The 19,906-nt window shown below is 47.1% G+C and carries 20 protein-coding genes and 1 pseudogene; 13 read left to right on the top strand and 8 right to left on the bottom strand.

The genetic code is table 11. The features are described 5' to 3' along the window. Positions 1–140: 140 nt before the first annotated feature. Complete coding sequence (locus CES82_RS11795; protein WP_098826493.1) at positions 141–1,784, bottom strand: FAD-dependent oxidoreductase; 1,644 nt, start codon at positions 1,782–1,784, stop codon at positions 141–143. A gap of 183 nt (positions 1,785–1,967) precedes the next feature. On the opposite strand from CES82_RS11795, the gene CES82_RS11790 reads away from it, so the two are divergent. The 6 genes from CES82_RS11790 (at position 1,968) to rpsI (ending at position 6,252) form a co-directional block, all read left to right on the top strand. Beyond that, positions 1,968–2,801 carry an energy-coupling factor ABC transporter ATP-binding protein gene (locus tag CES82_RS11790; RefSeq protein ID WP_098826492.1) on the top strand — a complete coding sequence of 278 codons (834 nt, stop codon included), beginning with the start codon at positions 1,968–1,970 and terminating at the stop codon, positions 2,799–2,801. Continuing rightward, complete coding sequence (locus CES82_RS11785) at positions 2,771–3,649, top strand: energy-coupling factor ABC transporter ATP-binding protein (RefSeq protein WP_098826490.1); 879 nt, start codon at positions 2,771–2,773, stop codon at positions 3,647–3,649. The genes CES82_RS11790 and CES82_RS11785 overlap by 31 nt, the downstream gene beginning before the upstream one ends. Beyond that, positions 3,642–4,442 carry an energy-coupling factor transporter transmembrane component T family protein gene (locus CES82_RS11780; protein WP_098826488.1) on the top strand — a complete coding sequence of 267 codons (801 nt, stop codon included), beginning with the start codon at positions 3,642–3,644 and terminating at the stop codon, positions 4,440–4,442. The genes CES82_RS11785 and CES82_RS11780 overlap by 8 nt, the downstream gene beginning before the upstream one ends. Before the next feature lie 14 nt (positions 4,443–4,456). Next, complete coding sequence (gene truA / locus CES82_RS11775; RefSeq protein WP_098826487.1) at positions 4,457–5,251, top strand: tRNA pseudouridine(38-40) synthase TruA; 795 nt, start codon at positions 4,457–4,459, stop codon at positions 5,249–5,251. Between the two features lie 151 nt (positions 5,252–5,402). After that, positions 5,403–5,846: a 50S ribosomal protein L13 gene (gene rplM / locus CES82_RS11770; RefSeq protein WP_098826485.1), complete on the top strand. Its 444-nt coding sequence runs from the start codon at positions 5,403–5,405 to the stop codon at positions 5,844–5,846. A 13-nt stretch (positions 5,847–5,859) separates the two neighbouring features. Then, positions 5,860–6,252, top strand: a complete 393-nt coding sequence (rpsI, locus tag CES82_RS11765; RefSeq protein ID WP_098826483.1) for a 30S ribosomal protein S9 — start codon at positions 5,860–5,862, stop codon at positions 6,250–6,252. A 158-nt stretch (positions 6,253–6,410) separates the two neighbouring features. Here the strand turns inward: rpsI and CES82_RS11760 are convergent, their stop codons facing one another. The 4 genes from CES82_RS11760 to CES82_RS11745 are packed head-to-tail and all read right to left on the bottom strand — an operon-like array spanning position 6,411 to position 9,418. Then, positions 6,411–7,217 (bottom strand): energy-coupling factor ABC transporter ATP-binding protein, encoded by an 807-nt coding sequence (locus CES82_RS11760; RefSeq protein WP_098826481.1) that lies wholly within the window; start codon positions 7,215–7,217, stop codon positions 6,411–6,413. Then, a complete protein-coding gene (locus CES82_RS11755) occupies positions 7,198–8,040 on the bottom strand; it encodes an ABC transporter ATP-binding protein (RefSeq protein ID WP_098826479.1) in 843 nt (280 codons plus the stop codon). The genes CES82_RS11760 and CES82_RS11755 overlap by 20 nt, the downstream gene beginning before the upstream one ends. Continuing rightward, the gene (locus tag CES82_RS11750; RefSeq protein WP_098826477.1) at positions 8,013–8,804 is read right to left on the bottom strand and encodes an energy-coupling factor transporter transmembrane component T; all 792 of its coding nucleotides are present in this window, start codon (positions 8,802–8,804) and stop codon (positions 8,013–8,015) included. The genes CES82_RS11755 and CES82_RS11750 overlap by 28 nt, the downstream gene beginning before the upstream one ends. Further along, entirely contained in the window at positions 8,804–9,418 is a 615-nt protein-coding gene (locus CES82_RS11745; RefSeq protein ID WP_098826475.1) for an ECF transporter S component, read from the bottom strand. The genes CES82_RS11750 and CES82_RS11745 overlap by 1 nt, the downstream gene beginning before the upstream one ends. 321 nt (positions 9,419–9,739) lie before the next feature. Here CES82_RS11745 and CES82_RS11740 point away from each other — a divergent pair, with 321 nt between their 5' ends. Continuing rightward, the gene (locus tag CES82_RS11740) at positions 9,740–10,180 is read left to right on the top strand and encodes a MarR family winged helix-turn-helix transcriptional regulator (protein WP_098826473.1); all 441 of its coding nucleotides are present in this window, start codon (positions 9,740–9,742) and stop codon (positions 10,178–10,180) included. A 147-nt stretch (positions 10,181–10,327) separates the two neighbouring features. On the opposite strand, the gene CES82_RS11735 is transcribed toward CES82_RS11740, so the two are convergent. Next, positions 10,328–11,824 (bottom strand): MFS transporter, encoded by a 1,497-nt coding sequence (locus CES82_RS11735; RefSeq protein ID WP_098826472.1) that lies wholly within the window; start codon positions 11,822–11,824, stop codon positions 10,328–10,330. Between the two features lie 211 nt (positions 11,825–12,035). Here CES82_RS11735 and CES82_RS11730 point away from each other — a divergent pair, with 211 nt between their 5' ends. After that, positions 12,036–12,851, top strand: a complete 816-nt coding sequence (locus CES82_RS11730) for a hypothetical protein (protein WP_143466314.1) — start codon at positions 12,036–12,038, stop codon at positions 12,849–12,851. Between the two features lie 53 nt (positions 12,852–12,904). On the opposite strand, the gene gap is transcribed toward CES82_RS11730, so the two are convergent. After that, positions 12,905–13,933, bottom strand: coding sequence for a type I glyceraldehyde-3-phosphate dehydrogenase (gene gap, locus CES82_RS11725; protein ID WP_180245738.1), 1,029 nt, complete (start codon positions 13,931–13,933; stop codon positions 12,905–12,907). A gap of 207 nt (positions 13,934–14,140) precedes the next feature. On the opposite strand from gap, the gene CES82_RS11720 reads away from it, so the two are divergent. Next, positions 14,141–14,584 carry a CopY/TcrY family copper transport repressor gene (locus CES82_RS11720; RefSeq protein ID WP_098826466.1) on the top strand — a complete coding sequence of 148 codons (444 nt, stop codon included), beginning with the start codon at positions 14,141–14,143 and terminating at the stop codon, positions 14,582–14,584. Positions 14,585–14,624: 40 nt separating this feature from the next. Here CES82_RS11720 and CES82_RS11715 read toward each other — a convergent pair whose 3' ends face one another. Beyond that, positions 14,625–15,038, bottom strand: coding sequence for a hypothetical protein (locus CES82_RS11715; protein WP_098826465.1), 414 nt, complete (start codon positions 15,036–15,038; stop codon positions 14,625–14,627). A 117-nt stretch (positions 15,039–15,155) separates the two neighbouring features. Here CES82_RS11715 and CES82_RS11710 point away from each other — a divergent pair, with 117 nt between their 5' ends. The 4 genes and pseudogenes from CES82_RS11710 to CES82_RS11700 all read left to right on the top strand — a co-directional run. Then, positions 15,156–16,070 (top strand): hypothetical protein, encoded by a 915-nt coding sequence (locus CES82_RS11710; protein ID WP_143466313.1) that lies wholly within the window; start codon positions 15,156–15,158, stop codon positions 16,068–16,070. A 111-nt stretch (positions 16,071–16,181) separates the two neighbouring features. Then, positions 16,182–17,093 (top strand): UTP--glucose-1-phosphate uridylyltransferase GalU, encoded by a 912-nt coding sequence (gene galU, locus CES82_RS11705; RefSeq protein ID WP_098826461.1) that lies wholly within the window; start codon positions 16,182–16,184, stop codon positions 17,091–17,093. Between the two features lie 316 nt (positions 17,094–17,409). Then, positions 17,410–17,475, top strand: a pseudogene (locus tag CES82_RS12835) (hypothetical protein); the annotation flags it as partial. A gap of 90 nt (positions 17,476–17,565) precedes the next feature. Next, positions 17,566–19,906, top strand: a 2,341-nt coding sequence (locus CES82_RS11700; RefSeq protein ID WP_143466312.1) for an MBG domain-containing protein, incomplete at its 3' end; no start/stop codon positions are given.

The raw sequence follows: 19,906 nt of genomic DNA, 5'->3' as shown, positions 1-19,906 counted from the left end.
GGCGGGAATGCCCGTTTTTTATTTAATAGTGTACAAAAAATCTGTTGTCAGTAATAGATATAATCTATTACCAACAACAGATATTGTAGAACCAAATAAGCATCCCCCAATCAACCGGGAGATGCTTATTTTAGTAGGATTTATTTTTGTTTGTAGATTGAACGCGGGATACCATAACGTGAATGTCCCCAAGTACGTTGCAACCACGGTACGAACCAGATATCTAAACCGAACGTTCGGCCGGAACCGTTTAGTAACGCGAAGGCGACAAACAGTATCCAACTGGCGGGCCAAGTGTGAACCAGGAATAGAAATCCTAAAATGACTAAGAAGTTGGCGCACCAGGTTGCCAAGCCAAAGAAGATCAGCGCACCAAGGATCAATTCGATGGTGCCCATGGTTGGCGATAAGCTGGTCATCCAGCCAGCGGTACCGCCCATGTTACTCATACCGTCAAAGAACAGTCCAAGTCCGAAGAATAAACGCAGTGGCAATGTCCACAGTACGTTGGTGTTCGTTGCGGTGTTGCTGCCTAGCACAGTCCGCTTATTTGCCGTCTTGAAGATTTCATCCATCAGGTACTTCCACATGGCGTAGCCAGAACGAATCCGCATGAAGTAGAGTAGGTTGCCACCGTGTTTCATGCAGGTAGCAATCCAACCACGAATGCGTTTGCCACCGAAGACTTGGGCAATCCCGTAACGGTAGCCAAAGGAAACCATGAAGCCCATATTTTTGTCCTTGAAGGCCTCGTAACTAGAACTGCCATTAATGTCCTCTGCCACATTGTGAGCCACGACATAGGCCTCAAATTCGGCTTCTTGAGCCGTTTGAGGTACGGCACGTTCAGCACCTTCCTCAGTTGCGTTGGCATCGTCACCGGCCACGTAAATACTCTTGTCTTCAAAGCCTTGCGCTTGAAGGTACTTATTGGTGACCAGCCGACCACCACGACCGGTTTCAATACCGAATTCATCAGCAGTGTGGTTGGTCTTGACCCCAGCGGTCCAGATCAAAGTTTCGGTAGCGATGGGATCTTGCTCCTTGATTTCAACTGAATCGGGGTTAACGGCTGTAATTGCAGATGATGCCCGTACTTCGATACCGTTATCTTTGATATACTTTTCCGCGTGAGCAGCGTTGGTCCGGTCAAGCATATTGATGATGGTTGGCGCTGCTTCAACTAAGATGACCTTGATTTCGTTCTCATCGATTCGGTAGCGTTTTGCCAGGATCTTCTTGTAGTCGATCAGTTCACCAATGGTTTCGGCACCAGTGAAACCTGAGCCACAGACCACGATGGTGAGCAGTGCTTGGCGCTTTTCAGGATCGTGTTCCGCTGCACCACGACGAACCACATCGTCCAAGTGCGTGCGCAGACGAATGGCGTCCTCCATGGACCAGAGGGTAAAGCCATTTTCCTTAACGCCTGGTGTACCAAAATCATTAGGTTCCCCGCCTAAACTAATGACCAGGCTGTCGAAGGGATATTCACCATTTTCAGCGATCACCTTTTTGTTGTCCTTATCCACTTGGGTGACGTTGTCGGTAACTAGCTTGACGTTTTTAGCATGTTTGAATAAGTGCTGTAAATCGTATTGAACTGCGTCAGGCGCTACCCGTTCCGTGGCCACTTCGTGAAGTTCGGTCAAGTAGGTGAAATAGGAATGACGATCGATTAAAGTAATCGTCACGTCAGCATTAGATTTAAATCGTTTGGCAAGCTTCTTAGTTGTTAAAACCCCAGCGAAGCCTGCACCAACGACAACAATGTTCTTTGTCATTGATATACCTCCTAAAAGTAAATAATGAAAGCGTTCTCCTACTTATCTAATTATAGGCTAGATATTTCAGCATTCCAAATAATAAACCCGTCCATTATTAAAAAAATGCTTGTGAAAGTATCAATGTAGGGGCAAGATTTGTTATAATGACGTGTGAATTTCGAAAGATGGAGAAAATATATAATGGCCATTATTCAAGTTGAACATTTAAATTATCAATATAGTAATACTGATACCAAAGCGATTGATGACGTCAGCTTTGAGATCCAGGCTGGTGACTGGGTGGCCATCGTCGGTCATAACGGCAGTGGGAAGAGCACGTTAGCCAAACTGCTGATTGGGCTGATGGCGGCTGATTCTGGTAAGATCACCATTGATGGTCAAGTACTCAGTCCAGACACGGTCTGGCAAATTAGGGAAAAAGTTGGGATGGTCTTCCAAAATCCCGATAACCAGTTCGTGGGTGCAACGGTGGCTGACGATGTGGCTTTCGGGATGGAGAACCGTTCTATTGACCGCGACACCATGGTGACTAAGGTAGACGAAGCACTGAAACAGGTGGACATGCTGGCATATAAGAATCGTGAACCGGCGAACCTTTCTGGTGGTCAAAAACAGCGGGTGGCCTTGGCTGGGATTATTGCCATTGCCCCGAAGATCCTCATTTTAGATGAAGCCACCAGTATGCTGGATCCGCGTGGCAGACAGGAAATTTTGGCTGTGATCCAGCAGCTTAAAGCACAACTGAACTTAACGGTGCTTTCCATCACCCACGATATCGATGAAGCTGCCAATGCTGATCGGCTAGTGGTCATCGACGACGGTCACTTTGTGGAAGAGGCCACCCCAGAGGAACTCTTTAGTCATGGCAAACAGCTGGTTGAGATGGGACTCGATGTGCCGCTTCCCGAAAAGGTCAAAGATGCATTACAGGAACGCCATGTTGCGGTTCCACAAACCTATTTAGACGAAAGGGGCTTAGTCGATTGGCTACGGAGATCAAGTTTGAACAAGTAAATTACTGGTATCAGGCTGGCACACCCTTCGCTGTCCAAGCCCTGAAGAATATTGATCTGCATATTACGCCGGGATCCTTTACTGCGGTAGTGGGTCAAACCGGTAGTGGTAAATCCACGATGATTCAGCACTTAAATGCGTTGCTAAAGCCTTCTTCTGGAACGGTGACCATCGGCGACCAAGTGATTACCAATGAAACTAACAATAAGCATCTCAAACCGCTACGTAAAAAAGTGGGCATGGTGTTTCAATTTCCTGAAAACCAGTTATTTGAAGAAACGGTGCTCAAAGACATCGCGTTTGGCCCGCAGAACTTTGGCGTTTCGGAAGCGGATGCGACGGCGCTGGCTAAACGGATGGCAGCAGAAGTGGGATTGGACGAGTCTTTACTGAGCCGTTCACCCTTTGATCTTTCTGGTGGTCAGATGCGCCGGGTTGCGATTGCCGGTGTACTGGCGTTAGAGCCGGAAGTACTGGTACTGGATGAACCCACTGCAGGCTTGGACCCACGTGGCCGGCTGGAAATTATGCAGTTAGTCACACAGCTACGGGACGAACAGGGATTGACCATTGTTCTCATTACTCACCAAATGGATGACGTGGCAAACTACGCGGACCATGTGCTGGTGATGGGTCATGGTGAATTGATCAAGCAAGGTTCGCCGCGAGAAATCTTTAGCGATCCTAAATGGCTAGAAGCCCATCAGTTGGGCCTGCCATCAGCTACCAAGTTTGCTTACGAACTTCAGCAGGCTGGGTTTCGGTTTGATACCATGCCGTTGACCGTTGACGAGCTGGCTGATGAACTGGCACCTCAGTTGCAAAAGGGGGCAAACAGCCATGAATAAAGTCATGTTTGGCCGTTTCATCCCTGGGCATTCTTGGGTTCATCGCATGGATCCCCGGGCTAAATTAGTCCTGAGTTTTCTGTACATCGCGGTGGTTTTCTTCGCCAATGATTTCTGGACGTACTTGATCATGACGGTGCTGTTACTGGCTTCGGTGGCTGCGTCTGCCATCCCATTAAAAGTTTATATTCGCGGGTTATTGCCCTTATTTTGGCTGATGATTTTTACCGTTTTGATTCAAGTGTTCTTTGGCGCCGGCGGTCACGTTTACTGGCAGTGGGGCTGGCTGGTGGTGAGCCAAAATGGTCTTAATAGTGCTGGTTTAATTTTAATGCGCTTTGTTTTGATCATCTTGGTTTCTACCATTTTGACCTTTACCACTGAACCGCTGGAAATTGCGGATGGGATTGAATCACTGCTCAGCCCGTTGCGGAAAGTTCATTTTCCAGTAGCAACGCTGGCACTAATGCTATCGTTGGCGTTACGGTTCGTGCCAACGCTGATGGATGAAGCCGAAAAGATCATGAATGCTCAGCGTTCTCGTGGGGTCGATTTTGGTGAAGGCGGTTTGCGTCAGCGAATCAAAACTATCGTGCCGATCCTGATCCCGTTGTTCGTCAACGCATTTAACCGGGCGATTGAAATTTCCACGGCCATGGAGGCTCGGGGCTATCAGGACGGTGAAAACCGGACCAAGTACCGGCTGTTGAAGTGGCATGGCGTAGACACCGTGTCATTGGTGATCTACGTCATCAGTTTAGGTGCGGTCTTCGCACTACGTTATTTTAGTTGAGAGGAATAATTTTTTTGAGATATAAAATTACATTAGCCTATGACGGCACTAATTTTGCTGGCTTTCAACGGCAACCGCACAAGCGGACGATTGAAAGCGAGTTAACGCGGGTGGTCAATAAGATGGCCAAAAATCCCACACCGGCCATCGTGGTTTACGGTTCCGGCCGAACGGATGCTGGCGTGCATGCCTTAGGGCAGGTGGTTCACTTCGATATGCCGTATCATTTAACGGCCGAAAATATGCGTAAGGGGCTGAATTCTATGTTGCCTGTCGATATGGAGGTCCTGCACGTCGACATTGTCAGCAACGATTTTCACGCCCGCTATGACGTTTCTGGTAAGCGGTACGTGTACCGAATGGATCTGGGGGAATTCCGCAATCCCTTCAAGCGCAATTACACCGGCCACTGGAAGTTTCCGGTGGATGTGGATCGTATCAATCAGGCGGCTCAAGATTTGATCGGTGAGCACGACTTTACCAGCTTCGTGGCTTCGGGGTCTTCAGCCCGGACTTACTTCCGAACGATTTATGAAGCAGGATGCCATTTAGACAAGGCTAACAATGAGCTGGTGTTTGAGTTTTATGGTAACGGCTTCCTCTACAACCAGGTGCGCATCATGGTAGGGGTATTGGTTGAAATCGGTTCTGGCACTCGGCCGGTGGATGATATTCAAAACCTGTACCGGATCAATGACCGGCGTGCTGCTCGGCGGACGGTGCCGGCCAGCGGGCTGTATCTCAAACACGTCTACTATGAAGGCGATGATCCGGCGCATCCCACAAAGCTGCCAAAGCGTCAGCGCTGAGATTTTCACAAGAAAGAAAACAAATCCGGAAAACCCTTGACTTAAGGGGCAGAAATTTGTACTATGTTAATTGGTATTGTTTGCCCCACGATAAGCCCCGGAAACTTGTTAACGGATGTCAAACAAACACTGAAATTGGAGGAAAATAATCGTGCGTACAACATATATGGCTAAACCAGGTGACGTGGATCGCAAGTGGTACGTGGTTGATGCAACTGATGTTCCTTTGGGACGTCTTGCTTCAGCTGTCGCAAACATCTTACGTGGTAAGAATAAGCCAACGTTCACCCCAAATGTAGATACTGGTGATCACGTGATTGTGATCAATGCTTCGAAAGTTGCTTTAACGGGTAAGAAGGCTTCACGGAAGATCTATTACCATCATACGAACCATCCAGGCGGTTTAAAGCAACGCACTGCTGGTGATTTTCGTGCAAATGACCCAGAAAAGCTGATTGAAACTTCTGTTAAGGGTATGCTTCCTCATACTTCATTAGGTCACAAGATCGGCTTGAAGCTTCACGTTTACGCTGGCGACCAACATGACAATGCTGCTCAAAAGCCTGAAGTTTTAGACATCACTAACCTAATTTAAGGAGGAATTCAAATTGGCTCAAGTACAATATCGCGGCACTGGCCGTCGTAAAGACTCAGTAGCTCGGGTACGTTTAGTACCAGGTACTGGTAAAATCGTTATGAATGACAAAGCAATCGAAGATTACATTCCATTCGCTAACTTGCGTGAAGTGGTTGTTCAACCATTTAACGTTACTGAAACTCTAGGCAACTATGATGTTTTAGCAAACGTTAATGGCGGTGGCTTCTCAGGACAAGCCGGCGCTGTACGTCACGGTATCGCCCGTGCATTGCTCGAAGTAGACCCAGATTTTCGTGGTCCCCTCAAGCGTGCCGGTCTGTTAACTCGTGATGCACGTATGAAAGAACGTAAGAAGCCAGGTCTTAAGAAAGCTCGTAAGGCTGGTCAATTCTCAAAGCGTTAATATACTCGTTATATTGCGTTCAAAAGAAACACCTTTTCCATGTGGAGGGAAGGGTGTTTTTTGTACGATTTTTGGGTATGTCACTGCAATTAAAAAATCCGTTTTATACTCACATTGCACCACATTGTGAGTATAAAACGGATTTTTAATTCTGAATGTTAACGCTTCTCCGAATGCTTCTCAAAGTAATCCTCCGGCGTCAAATACACCCGCGAATCATCAAACACTTCTTGAGCAATCTGCATAATACGAGGTGTCATTAATCCCGTTTTTTGAGTTAAAGCCGAATCGCCGAAGAAGGTTTCAGGTTTTCCCTCAAAAATGACTTGACCATCAGCCAGTACATCCACCTTCGCAAAGGTCGCTGCCAGCCAGTTCATATCATGAGTAATGGCAATCACTTGGTGCTTTTCTTCGGCCAGGTGCTGCATCAGATGGGTAACAAGCTGTTGGCTGGGCCAATCCAGCGAGATCATGGGTTCATCAAATAAGTAGATTTGTGGGTTAACAGCTAGCACTGTTGCAATGGATAGGAGCTTCTTTTCCGGCATGGATAAATCAAAGGGGTTCTTATCTTTTAGTTCTGTCAGGCCAACTGTAGCCAACGCATCGTTGACCGTATCAGCCACTACCGCAGCATCGGTTTCAACCTGCAGGACACTCCAGGCGACCTCTTTTTCCACGGTAGCGTTAAAGAGCTGTGAACTGGGATCTTGAAACACGATGCCAATGGTCTTTAGGCGGTCTTCCGGTGTTAGGCTGGCTAAGTCCCGATGATTGATGTGAATTTCGCCAGCTTGCGGGTGCACCAGCCCGGTGAGTAGCTTAAACAGGGTAGACTTACCCGCGCCATTTTGCCCCGCAATCGCCACCAGATTTTCCGTAATGGTCAGCTGGTCAATAGCCAACTTAAAGTCACTAGTGGGGTACTGATACTTTAACCCGTCAATTTGAATGCTGGTCATGGACACACCCCCTTAGTTGATTGATATTCACCGGAAACAAGTCAGCACCCAGCGACCAATACATGAGTTTGGCTAATTGGTAAACCTTAGGCGTGCCAATCTGCCATTCTGGGTTCAACTGATTGATCACTTCAAGCGAGGTGCCTTTACGAACCAGCTCACCGTCTACCAACACCCACAGCCGGTCAGCAATTTCACACAAATCGTCAATTTCATTTGAAACAATGAAAATCGTGGTGTCCTTAATGGTTGCCAGCCAATTGAAGAAGTCAGCGCGACCTTGCGGATCCATCTCGCTGGTGGGGTCGTCTAAAATGAGGATGCCAGGCTTGGTGACAATGGCCGTAGCAATCGCCAACCGCTGCAACTGGCCACCCGACAGTGAGCTGGGGGATTGCTGCAGCTGAGCGGTTAACTGCATTTGAGCGGCAACGTCCGCCACCCGCCGCTGAATGGTGGTTTCATCCACCCCGTGGTTCAACAGGTCAAAGGCGATTTCGTCGGCCACGGTATCTGCTAACCCGCTGAGTTGGCTATTAGGATCTTGCAGCACAAAATCGGTCTGCCGATTGAGCACAGACCAGTCTTTAGTTGGTGATAAGTTGCCGATGTGGACGTCACCCAGTAAATCACCGCCCATCATATTGGGAATAATGCCAGCTAGAACGCGACACAGCGTCGTTTTACCCGCGTTATGATTGCCGATAATCCCGATGATGCTGTTTAGCGGTGCCGACACGTTGATATCGTGCAGCACGGTATTGGTATCATGCTGATAGGTGAAACTGAGATGAGTTATAGAAATCTGCTGAATATTTGCCATAGTTTACACCCGATTAGAAAAATAGTGAGAAAACTCAATAGATAATGATTGAACCGTGCCCTAACGTAGTGGTACTTCGGCGTGGCAAGGGTCCGTTCTGGACTGTCGAATCCCCGTAACTGTAAGGTAATAGAACGGTTGATGGACTGATCGAAGGTTTTGATGATCAACGGAATCAGGATCGGCAGAATCGAGCGCACCTTTTGTGCCACCGTTTTTTGCGGGTTGATGCCCCGAGCGCGTTCTGCAAACTGGATTTTTTTCATGTTCTGTTGAATCTGAGGAAGGATGTAGCAAACCGACATGAGCAGGTAAACCAGTTTGTATGGCAGACCAATGGCTTCTAGGTACTTGGCGTTTTCCGAAATTGTGGTGGTGCTCATGAAAAAGCCGATGGCGAAGATAATAATCAGGATTCGCGCACTCATGGTCACCGCGTAAAGCGCACCTTCGCGGTAAAAGGTAATGTTCATGATTGAAAATAGCGGATGCACATTGCCACTGTAAAATAAGCCTTGGATCAAGATCATAGTGACGATGAGAAATAAGCAGAAGTACACTGCATTGATGGTAGCGGATGATAACCGGGACAAGAGTAATAGCACGAAAGAAATCAAAACCAGACTGACTTCGAAGTACAAATTTGTGAATACAAACGACAGCATGGTCAAAAAGAGGGCCACCAGCAGTTTAGTCACTGGATCGATCAAATTATACCAGCGGATTTTCGCTATGTTTGAAAGACTATTATCCCGAATTTCCATTATTGATTGTCCTTAAAGTAGTTGATCATGCGTTGCGGTAATTGACGGTAAATGAAGAAGGCAATGTAGGCCACAACGACTTTGTCCAAAATATCCAGTACGAATTCGTCAGTGAACGAGGCAATCCAGATGTTGATGTGATTACCGATCATGGTAGCGAACAGTGCGTCGCCCCACGGAATACCGGTTTGCCCGCCCCAGAAAATGACGTTCAGTGGGGTTGAAATAATTGCTGAAGTTAAGGCGATTAAAATAGCTGAAACAAAGACTCGCTTAGCGTTGCTGAACCAGCCACGGTTGAATAACACACCGACGACGATACCAATGGCGATACTGGTGATGGAATACACGGTTGAAACTGGCGATAGGGTTAAGCCGTAGATAATGTTGTTGATAAAGCCGCTGATTGCGCCGGCAGTGGGGCCAGCCAGCATACTGGCTAAATAAGTCCCCAAAGACCCTAACCACAGCGGTAATTTTAACCCCTCCGCGAATGCCTTAGCCACGTAGTTGATTCCTACGGCTGCTGGTATTAGTGTCACGGTTGCTACTGACAGATGAATCTTCCACATATTGAAACGATTACCCTTGTTCTCGATACCGTTTTCCTTCATGCTAGTCTCTCCTCTGTTAGATATAAGATAATAAAGCCTTTAAAGTAAAAGTAAAATTCACTTAAAATAGATTAAATTAAAAGGTGGTTTTTACTTTTATTTTGTTGCTGACTAATTTAATCTATTTTCCAGCGCTTGTCAAGAATGTTAGATTGAAATCGTCAAGTATTTAACGGTTGATCTGTCAATGGTTTCTCCTCAAACACAACTCCTTTGAGAAATTTCACAACAAAAACTCACGATATTTTAAACTTAATGTTCAAACTGCGTCACCAAACGGTATAATTGAATCAATTACGCAGATTAACAGGAGGGATCATTTTGACTTTACAAACTTTTCCGGGAGATCTCGCTCAGAGTTTTTCCATTATTCACCGCGCTTTTCAGCGAGATACGCAACCAGTTTACAAACAATTAAATTTAAACGTCACCAACGCCTACATATTACTGTTGCTGGAGCAGCAGGGAGAGCATAGTCAAAACGAATTAGCAAAAAGATTGGTGATCAATAAGGGCCAAATTACCCGGGAAATCAAGCGCTTGTCGGAGTTGGGCTACGTGTCGCAGACCCAATCCGTGGATAATCGAACCACTAACGTCATCAAAATTACGGAAGCCGGCAGCCAAGTAGTGCCCAAAATCGTGGATATCCGGAATCAGTGGTGGCAGCAGAGGCTGGATCAGAGCCATGTGGATGTTAATGCGCCGTTTGCGGAGACCTTGCAGACAGTGATGAGGGAATTGATTGAGAGGGACAAGTAGAGCGTGGAAAAAGGCGCCTATGCCCCAGAGTATAAGACGAAAAAGCGGTATCCCGGTGGTTCTTCGGGATACCGCTTTTTTGACTTATACGGCCGGGGCATGCCTTTTGGAACGCGTTTAGGCAATGAGGCCTAATACATTCTCAATCTAAGAAGCCGATTTAGCCGCTTCCAACCGCGCGTACTTAACCTTCTCCAACCGCTGCGCCCAAATATTGATCCCGCCAGCAATCAGCATCAGCACTAACGATACCACCATGATGTTATGCAGCCCGTTGTGCAGGATCACCCGCATTTGCGGAATCAATTGAGCAGGTAACGACCCAACGGATTGAGCGTCACTTAATTTGTTCATCATTTTCATGGTGATTTGACCACCTGAAGCGTTCACGCCACGACGCAGAGCGCTGTTCATGATCAGACCGAAAATCGAGGCCATAAACGTTTGACTGAGCATGCGGACTAGGAAGCTAAAGGAGGTGGCAATGGGGACGTCATTACTGTCAGCGTCTTCTTGCACTTTAACCTGCAGTTCGTTAAAGCAGGCACCGTTACCGAAGCCTTCAAACACACCGGCAACTAGCAACAGCCAGTAAGGGGCTTTGACGCCCATCACCACCATCAGCAGGAAGGACAGCACCAAGGTGAGGATTCCAATGGCAATCACCTTCTGTGGTCTGAGAAAACGACGCATAGGGGCCACTGAGCCGGATCCCAGAAAGTCGGTGATTGAACTTGGAATCTGGGTGGCGCCACCAATCAGCGCGCTGGTGCCTAAGAGCGCCTGCGCCCACATGGGACTGTAGATCAGAAAGCCCAGAAAGGCACCCCAGATGAGGATAAATAGGGCGAAATCAATCATCAGCGGCCGGTTCTTAAACAGTCGCTGGGGAATGATGGGGTCTTCCACGCGGTTTTCGTAGTGTAACAGTACGCCTAGGCAAATCACGGCGAAGACGATCACGGCAATGACCACCGTCGTGCTGACACTGCCAATCATTTCAATGCCGGCTAATAACGCAATCAGGCCAACACTCATGAGGCAGGCACCCACGTAATCCACGGCACTGTCCACCCGGTACTTCGGGTTAGACTTGTAATAAATCTGAACCAGGATAGCAGAAACTAAGCCCACCGGCACGTTTAAGAAGAATACCCAGTGCCAGCTAAAGGCATCCACGATGTAGCCGCCGACTAACGGACCGATGATGGTGGCCATACTGTAACTGGCTGACACGAAGCCCAGCACTTTCATGCGTTTGCGGGGGTTTTCGTATAAATGAGCGTAAATGATGTAGGGCAGTGACACCACACCGCCGTTCCCAATTCCAGCAATCGTTCTGGAAATAATCAGAAAGACGATGTTGGGTGAAATCCCTTGGAGAAATGACCCCACCACGAAGAACATGGCGGCCAATTGGTAAGCCTGTTTGTTACCGATGTGTTCGCCCAATTTACTCCAGAGTAACGTGCTGACGGCTGTTCCCAACAGGAAGACAGCGACGATCCAGCCCATTAACTCAATCCCATGAAGATCCGAAATAATTGCAGGTAACGCGGTGTTAATAATGGTGTTATCAAGCCCACTCATGGCATTGGATAGGAGTAACGCGCAGGTGACGATGAAGATGTTTCGTTTTGACACGGAAGATCCCTCTTTCAATCATAGTTTGTTGAGACGTCTATAAGTTACTTTCAGTCATATCATAACAACCTATTTATCTTACAACGAACGGGCTAGTGATAAAAGGCACAATCTGGATGTAACCGCTATATTGGTAAATTAGAGGGATTGCATTTGGCAAAACGCAACGTTAAGGTAAAGATAGAACGTTCATTTGGAGGGGAAAATGATCATGAAATTACGTTTACGTCAATTAACCTTAATCAGTCTAGCTGGGGTAGCGTTACTCAGTTTAGCGGGGTGCGGCCACTCAACGGATGCTGCCAAAGCCAGCAAGGTGGCCTTCGCCACCACAGCGCAAAATCCCAAGCAGCAGGTCTGGTACCGGCTCAACACGGCCACGCCAAAGCCTAACAGTCAGGTCAGCGATATTCTGGTCCAGCAAAAGGGCAAGGTCACCGATTATCAGGTACAAGGGATCTCACTCAAAAAACTAAACAATCAGAGTGTCGCCCAAACCATCACCTTAGCCAAAAATAATGAGCGAACTGCCTTCAACAAAACCTTAAAGAGTCAGCAGACCAATTACCAAGGTGAACTGAAACTGGACAAGTCCAACCAGAAGAACTCGGATCAATATACCTATAAGAAGGGCATTGCACAGGCGAACAGCGAGGCTAAACAGGATCAGCAGCGCTATAACCAATTCAAGCAATCCACGAAACAGCTTCACTTCACAGCCACCAAAGCTTACCCAGTCGCTGCCAAAGTCGGTAAAAACAAAAGTGGCAAGCAAGTCACCAGCGAAACCATCACGCTCACTGCTCAAAAGTGGCAGTTCGGCACAGCCAACAGCGGTACTATCAAACAAGTTTCACAGCGCAATCAAATTGACCTAAACATCGATAACCTCATGGCAAAGCCCGTGACGGTGAACAACACCAAGTACATCGGCTACTACGGCTCCCCAGACGCTCTGGTCACCAAGACCACTAATGCCAAGGCCGAGTCTAACTTCGATACACCTAGCATTCACGGTGTCCATTAGACAAAAAAACACGGCCAAGTAATCAGCCGTGTTAATCAAAAATTCAATTCAATCTATTCACCATAGTTTTGCGCATTAGCAAACGCCTTAGCCGTCCGTACCATGTTGGAAACAAAGCCATACTCGTTGTCGAACCAAGTGGCGGTCTTCACCACCTGATACTTGCCGTTAGAGGTGACTTCCGTTAGCGTTGGATCAAACACGCCCCCGTGGGTATCACCGATGATGTCGGATGAAACGATACTATCTTCGTTCCAGCCAAAGGAATCGTTGTTAACCGTGTAGGGTTTAACCGCTGAGTTGATTTGATCCGCCGTGACGTTCTCAGTCGCCAGCACGGAGACTAACTCGCACACGGAACCGTCAATCACCGCTACCCGTTGCGCGTGGCCCTGGAGATGGCCGTCAATTTCGGGGATGACCAGGCCAATCGCCTTGGCCGCCCCAGTAGAATGGGGAATGGTGTTGGCGGATGCGGTGCGGTTCGGCCGCAGCTTGCTGCCCTTAGGCCCATCCAGAATCATTTGCGAGCTGGTAAAGGCGTGGATCACAGTCATGGTGCCCACCTCTAAGCCAAATTCCAGATTCAACGCGTAAGCCATGGGTGCTAAGGCGTTAGTGGTGCAGGAACCCGCCGAGATGATGGTATCGTCTGGGGTGAGGGTGTCGTCATTCACACCGTAAACGATGGTTTTGATGGGACCAGCTGGCGCGGAAATCAGGACTTTCTTCACGCCGGCGTCCAAGTGGGCTTGCGACTTTTCCTCCGAGGTGTAAAAGCCGGTACATTCCAGGACCAGTTCCACGTCGTTGTTGTCTACCCAAGGGATGTTCTTGGCGTCACGTTCCGCATAGACGCGGTAGGCGTGACCGTCAATAATCAGTGAGTCGTCAGTAGCCGATACGTCATAGGGTACCGTACCGTGAGTAGTGTCGTACTTAAACAAATAGGCCAGCATCGACGGCGTTGTTAAATCGTTGATGGCGGTGACTTCAATATCCGGGTCGTTTAACTCCAGCACCCGGCGCAATACTAACCGGCCAATGCGGCCAAACCCATTAATGCCTACTTTAACCATGATCAATTTCCTCCTTAGTCAGTCGCCTGGTGGCAACTTTGATGCTTATTATACGGAGATGGTTGACGATGACAACTGAATCGACTTCAGGTATAGACCGGAGCGGTGAGGGTCGGTATAATGAAATGGAAACAGGGTAATTGATTGACTTAACTGGGGAACATGATAAACTGCATGTAGAGTTACAACTGTAAACGGAGGGAAATAACCATGAGTGAAGCGGTACAAAATTCCATTGAGGAGATCACGCCATCAGAGTGGGAACTGATGCGCATCGTGTGGACCAAAGGACAACTCTATTCCCGTGAGCTGATTGACCTGATGCAGGCGAAGCGGTCATGGTCGGATTCGACCATCAAGACGCTGTTGCGCCGACTGGTGAAAAAGGGCCTGCTGCAGACTGAAAAACAGGATCGCCGGTTTCTCTATACGGCCACTATCAGTGAGACCGAAGCCATGAACGGCTCAGCCGAACAGCTTTTTGACCACCTGTGTGCCATGAAGAAGGGCGAGACGCTGTTGAACCTGATCCAGCACGTGGAGCTGACCCAAACCGATATTCAAAAATTACAGGCAGCCTTGACTGAGAAAGCCAAAACTGCACCAACGGAAGTAGCCTGTGACTGCCTGCCCAATAGCGCTAAGTGCGACTAAAAAATGATTACCAGCCAGAAATTGACTGATAATCATTTTTTTATTTCAAATTAATCACGTCCGCCGTATACAGTTTCCCCGTATCCAGACTGACATAGGTCAGCTTGCTGGCACTGCCACCCATCCAAGTGCGGAACACGATGAACCGGCCGTTGTGGGTAACCTGACTGGACTTAGTGGGGTGCTTATAGTCCCAGACACCGCTGCGAGCCGTGGTGGTATACAGCCAGACCCGGTTCACGTAGACCAGCTGGTGATTGATCCGCTTGGTCTGGTAACGCAGGTGATAGCGCTGGCGGATCTGATTGATAGTGTATTTAGACACATATTGCTGATGGTTGATAGTCACCGTGTGCTTTAAACTGCCAGTTCGCGTTTTCACGGGACCCTGTAAGCTCGCCATCACGTATTGCAGCGTTTCTGCAAAGGCACCGCTGAATAATCGTTGCCGCATCTCACACATCCCCTTTTTGCCCCAATTATAGGACAAATGTCAGTGAATGTGCCTAATTAAACTTTGATAATGGTACGTGTTTGCTATAATAATATTAACAGGTACTAATTTTCTGGAATGGGGCAGATATCGATGGTGGTAGCGTACGAAGATGATTTTTCACGTGAATGGGGTGGGTTTGTTCGGTTCTTGCGAAAGCATCAACTGACGGATGTGATGGATAAGCAAGTCACTAAGGTGGCCGTTCACGGTCTGTTTAAGTTAATGGCGCAAAAGGTCAAGGTGCCTTTCAACCAATGGAATGCTGGCAGTGTTCACCGCGGACTTTTTCGGTTCCTCAGCAGTGCCTATCAAGAAGGCATGAATGCGTTACTGACCGATCAAATTTACGAATCAATGACGACCTTTTTGCTGGTTGAAGCTGAGACCAACCATATTGCCATGAACTATGATCAGCTGACCGCACTCATGCGGCCGGTGACAGCGGCTTACTTATTACCGTATGGTGCCGAAGAGTCACTGCCACAGTGGCAATCGGCCACTAGTGAATCCGTGCGCGGATACGTCAGCCAGTGGTTCAAGTTGTTTGTGCAATCTCCCGAGTGTGCGCCGTTGCTCAAACAGAGCAGTGAGGGAGAACTGCAACTGTACGTCATGATCTTTACCGATGCCCTTTACAACCGCCAGCGCAAAACCATCAAAAATACCGGGATGCACGATATCGAAACGTTACTGGAACAGCTATTTCCTGGCTTGCTATTCAAAAAATGGGATTACAGTCAAATTCAGCCAACGTTAACTGCTTTCTTCACCTTTGCTCAGCGACTCGGTTATTTACGTCCAGAACACGTGAAGCGGATGATTCATGGGGTTGAAAGGGGCTCAACTGCCATGCTAAACGAGCTGAAAACGCATGACTGGTACCAGTTCCCTAAGCTACGATTTGCTGCCTTAGAGCAGCAGTACCAAGGCGGCGGTGATAGTCAGTGGGTACGGGAGATCTTTGAACAAGTGAATGAAGTTAAACACTGAGTGAGGAGAAATTTGAAGATTTGATTAAAATATCCCTAATTATCCTGTACATAGTGTAAAATGAAAGATAGCTGTAATCAGCACTATTCTGTTAATAGAGGAGATTTCATCATGAAAGTACGTAAAGCGGTGATTCCGGCTGCCGGTCTTGGGACCCGGTTCCTGCCAGCAACCAAAGCGCTTGCTAAGGAAATGTTGCCTATTGTGGACAAACCAACAATTCAGTTTATTGTTGAAGAAGCAAAGGCCAGTGGAATCGAAGATATTCTGATCATTGAGGGGAAACAGAAACGTTCAATCGAAGATCACTTTGATTCTGCACCTGAACTGGAACAGAACTTGAAGGAAAAGGGTAAGACCAAGTTACTTGATTTAGTTCAAGAAACCACGGCTGCAGCAGGAATGAACCTGTACTACATTCGTCAGCCATATCCTAATGGGTTAGGGGACGCCATTCGTTACGCCAAGTCATTTATCGCGGATGAACCATTCGTAGTTATGTTGGGCGACGATTTAATGAGCGATGAAGTACCATTGACCAAGCAATTGATCAACGAGTATGAGAAGACCCATGCCTCAATTCTGGCCGTTAAAAAGGTGCCTCATGACGAAGTATCTGCCTATGGTGTCATCGATCCTCAAGATAAAGTGGATACTGACCTCTATAACGTCAACCGTTTCGTTGAAAAGCCAGCTGTAGAAGATGCGCCAAGTGACCTTGCCATTATTGGCCGTTATTTGCTGACACCAGAAATTTTCGATGTGTTAGCCAAGCAGAAGCCTGGTAAGGGTGGCGAAGTGCAGTTGACGGATGCCATCGATACTCTGAACCAAACTCAACGGGTTTTTGCACACGAATTTAAAGGTCAACGTTATGATGTTGGTAATAAGTTCGGCTATGTAAAGACCAACGTTGAATACGGTCTGACTCATCCTGAAATCAAGGATGAATTGCGTCAATATATTCTGGATACCGCGGATAAGTTGCGTAAGGAAGACCAAGGAAAAGCGAAAAATAAATAGCGAGTCTGTGTATACAGACCCGCTGAAGGGCAATTCATGATTGAGTTGCCTTTTTTAATGAGATGGATCAAACTCTATATCGTTGGTGATGTAATTATGGTATTATCATTAAAATGATTACAGGTAGGTGATGGTTTTATGTATATCGGCATCGACCTAGGGGGCACTAATATCAAACTCGGCCTCCTCAATGATGATTTAGGCGTGCAGAAAAAATTAAAAGTTGCCACACAATCAGAAACTAACAGCCAAACGGTAATGAATAATCTCATTTCCGGGATAAAGCAGTTATTGATTAAAACGCAAAGGTAATGACGTTGGTACGTATACTATCACCGCAAGCGAAGCGGATAGTACTAACTATACGTTTACTAATAAACCAGGTACGTTTACCATCACACCATCTACAACTACAGGAACAGTCTCAGTTAGTCAAAGTGATGTTCAATATGGCAATGATTTAACACCAACATTGACGACTGCTGACGGTAGCCCGTTGAATGTTAATGGCATTACGCTTGGCGAAGGAGATTATCAACTATCTCAAACCACTAAATCTACTAGTGGGCACTATGTTGTCGGGGATTACACCATCACGTTGACCGCTACTGGTTTGGCTAAGCTACAGGCTGCTAACAAAAACTACACGTTGACGGCTGCTAATGCAACTGCTGGTAAATTTGCGATTACTCAGGCACCGCTGACCATCACACCAAATGACGCAACCAAAGTCTTTGGCGATTCGGATCCTGCTTACACGGCAAAGCTAGATGGGTTAGTTGGAACTGACGAGGTTGATTACACGGTTAACCGCGCGGATGCTGGTACAGCAGCAGGCGAGAGTGTTGGCTCACATGATTTGACTGTTACAAATTCAACCACTGTTGATAGTGGTAACTACAAGATTACTTTGGCTACTGGTGCGTTGGTTATCACTGCTTTAGCATTAACTGGCACGGTTACCGTGACAACTAAAGATAAAACATACGGTGATATCACGAAGGATGGTGATGCTGGATTTGGCATTACGCTTGAAGGGCACACATTGGACACATCAACCTTAACCCCAGAGGATTACACCATCAGTGCAAAGGATACGGATTACAGTGGTAAATATCTGAACGCAGGTACTTACACTGTTTCATTGAACGATACTGGACAAGCAGTTTTGAAGACTGCTAACCCGAACTTTGATTTTAGTAAAGTGACTTTTAAGGATGGTAGACTATACGTTAGACCGAAAACCATCATTCTTAATGTTAATGACGCATCTAAGATTTATGGTCAACCTGATCCAGTATTTGTGGGTACTGTCCATGGTGTGGTTAGTGGTGAAACTTTGGATGTGGCTGTTAGCCGTGAACCTGGTGAAGATGTTGGGACTTATGTATTTACTCCAACCCTTGCAACACCAAATCCAAATTACTATGTTGGTTCTTGGAATACTTCTGCTCACTTAAGGATCACACCGGCCATCATCACAGACTCAGATGTAGACATGCAAGTTACGCCAAACAGTCAGACCATCATATTTGGTCAGACACCAGCCGATTTTGTTGCCAGCTTCGGTTCGAAACTAAATCAGGTTGATTTGACGAACGCTGACTTTGAATTTACCAAGCAGGGTGGCTCGGCTAGCTCCAGCATTCCAACGGATGTCGGCAGCTACATGATTAGTTTAACGGCTGCTGCTCAGACCGCCATTGCGAATGCTAACCCGAACTACACCTTTACATCTGATGCCTTTAATAAAGGGACGTTTACCATTAACCCGATAGCAACTACGCCAGGCGATAAGGATACTGAAATTACCGTGAATAACACAGCTATTATTCACGGCCAGACAATGCCTGACTTTACCGTATCTTACGGTAACAAGGTTAAGGATGCCGGTTTAACGCAAGATGATTTCACTGTGAATAACACGGTTGCAAGCAGCACGGATGTACCGACGGCTGTTGGTAATTACACGCTGACTCTGAACGAATCTGGAATTAACAAGATCAAGGCAGCTAACCCAATATTTGCTTTTAGCACCGGTGACTTCATTGCTGGTACTTACAAGATTGTTGAAGCAACTACTACGGGAACGGTTACGGTGAACACCACTTATACCGGTGCGCCAAAGCCAGCTAGTTATCCAGAACAACAGACTGTTGATGTAACTCGGACGGCGATTGTTGATAACAATGGTCAGGTGACCTATGGTGATTGGACAACTCAGAATGTTTCTGACGGAAATTTAGTCACTGCATTGACGGCTGCTGATGTGCCCGTTTCTGGCTACACGGTAACCGTTAGTGGCGATACTGGTGCGTATACACTGGCTGATTTTACCAGCGCAACTAGTGGTGCAGATACAACTACTAACGTGGTTTTGCAACGAGTCGTTACGTATACGACTAAGAGTTTCTCAACAGGAACTCCTGGTCAAGACGGTGATCCAAAAGGCACTCAGGTCCAGTATTTGACTGGAATTATCACAGTCACCCAACAGAACACTGGTGATTACACTAAGATGGTTGGTAATACAACTGTCAATGTCAGTCGGACAGCTACATTAGATAGCAACGGCAATGTGGTATACAGTGACTGGACAGTTGATGGTGGCACTGGAAGTGAATTAGTGCCCGAATTAACCGCTGCAGCAACTGCTGTTAAAGGTTTCCAGAATACGGTAGATAACGGTGGTGCTTACAGCAGTGCAGACTTTAAGGCGGTTACAGATGCCGGCAAACCAGGTGATGAGGGTTATACCACTACGGTCACCCGGACGGTTCACTACACGAAGAACCAGGCTACTTACACGAAAG

Source organism: Secundilactobacillus silagincola, assembly GCF_002583405.1.
In the GTDB taxonomy this organism is placed as follows: Bacteria; Bacillota; Bacilli; order Lactobacillales; family Lactobacillaceae; genus Secundilactobacillus; species Secundilactobacillus silagincola.
This window is presented reverse-complemented; position numbering and strand designations above follow the sequence as displayed.

What these genes read in the sequence shown, in the direction of transcription:
- CES82_RS11795 (WP_098826493.1), bottom strand. Translation starts at nt 1,784, where the DNA reads ATGACAAAGAACATTGTTGTCGTTGGTGCAGGCTTCGCTGGGGTTTTA.
- CES82_RS11790 (WP_098826492.1), top strand. Translation starts at nt 1,968, where the DNA reads ATGGCCATTATTCAAGTTGAACATTTAAATTATCAATATAGTAATACT.
- CES82_RS11780 (WP_098826488.1), top strand. Translation starts at nt 3,642, where the DNA reads ATGAATAAAGTCATGTTTGGCCGTTTCATCCCTGGGCATTCTTGGGTT.
- CES82_RS11760 (WP_098826481.1), bottom strand. Translation starts at nt 7,217, where the DNA reads ATGACCAGCATTCAAATTGACGGGTTAAAGTATCAGTACCCCACTAGT.
- CES82_RS11755 (WP_098826479.1), bottom strand. Translation starts at nt 8,040, where the DNA reads ATGGCAAATATTCAGCAGATTTCTATAACTCATCTCAGTTTCACCTAT.
- CES82_RS11750 (WP_098826477.1), bottom strand. Translation starts at nt 8,804, where the DNA reads ATGGAAATTCGGGATAATAGTCTTTCAAACATAGCGAAAATCCGCTGG.
- CES82_RS11745 (WP_098826475.1), bottom strand. Translation starts at nt 9,418, where the DNA reads ATGAAGGAAAACGGTATCGAGAACAAGGGTAATCGTTTCAATATGTGG.
- CES82_RS11730 (WP_143466314.1), top strand. Translation starts at nt 12,036, where the DNA reads ATGAAATTACGTTTACGTCAATTAACCTTAATCAGTCTAGCTGGGGTA.
- CES82_RS11720 (WP_098826466.1), top strand. Translation starts at nt 14,141, where the DNA reads ATGAGTGAAGCGGTACAAAATTCCATTGAGGAGATCACGCCATCAGAG.
- CES82_RS11715 (WP_098826465.1), bottom strand. Translation starts at nt 15,038, where the DNA reads ATGCGGCAACGATTATTCAGCGGTGCCTTTGCAGAAACGCTGCAATAC.
- CES82_RS11710 (WP_143466313.1), top strand. Translation starts at nt 15,156, where the DNA reads ATGGGGCAGATATCGATGGTGGTAGCGTACGAAGATGATTTTTCACGT.
- galU (WP_098826461.1), top strand. Translation starts at nt 16,182, where the DNA reads ATGAAAGTACGTAAAGCGGTGATTCCGGCTGCCGGTCTTGGGACCCGG.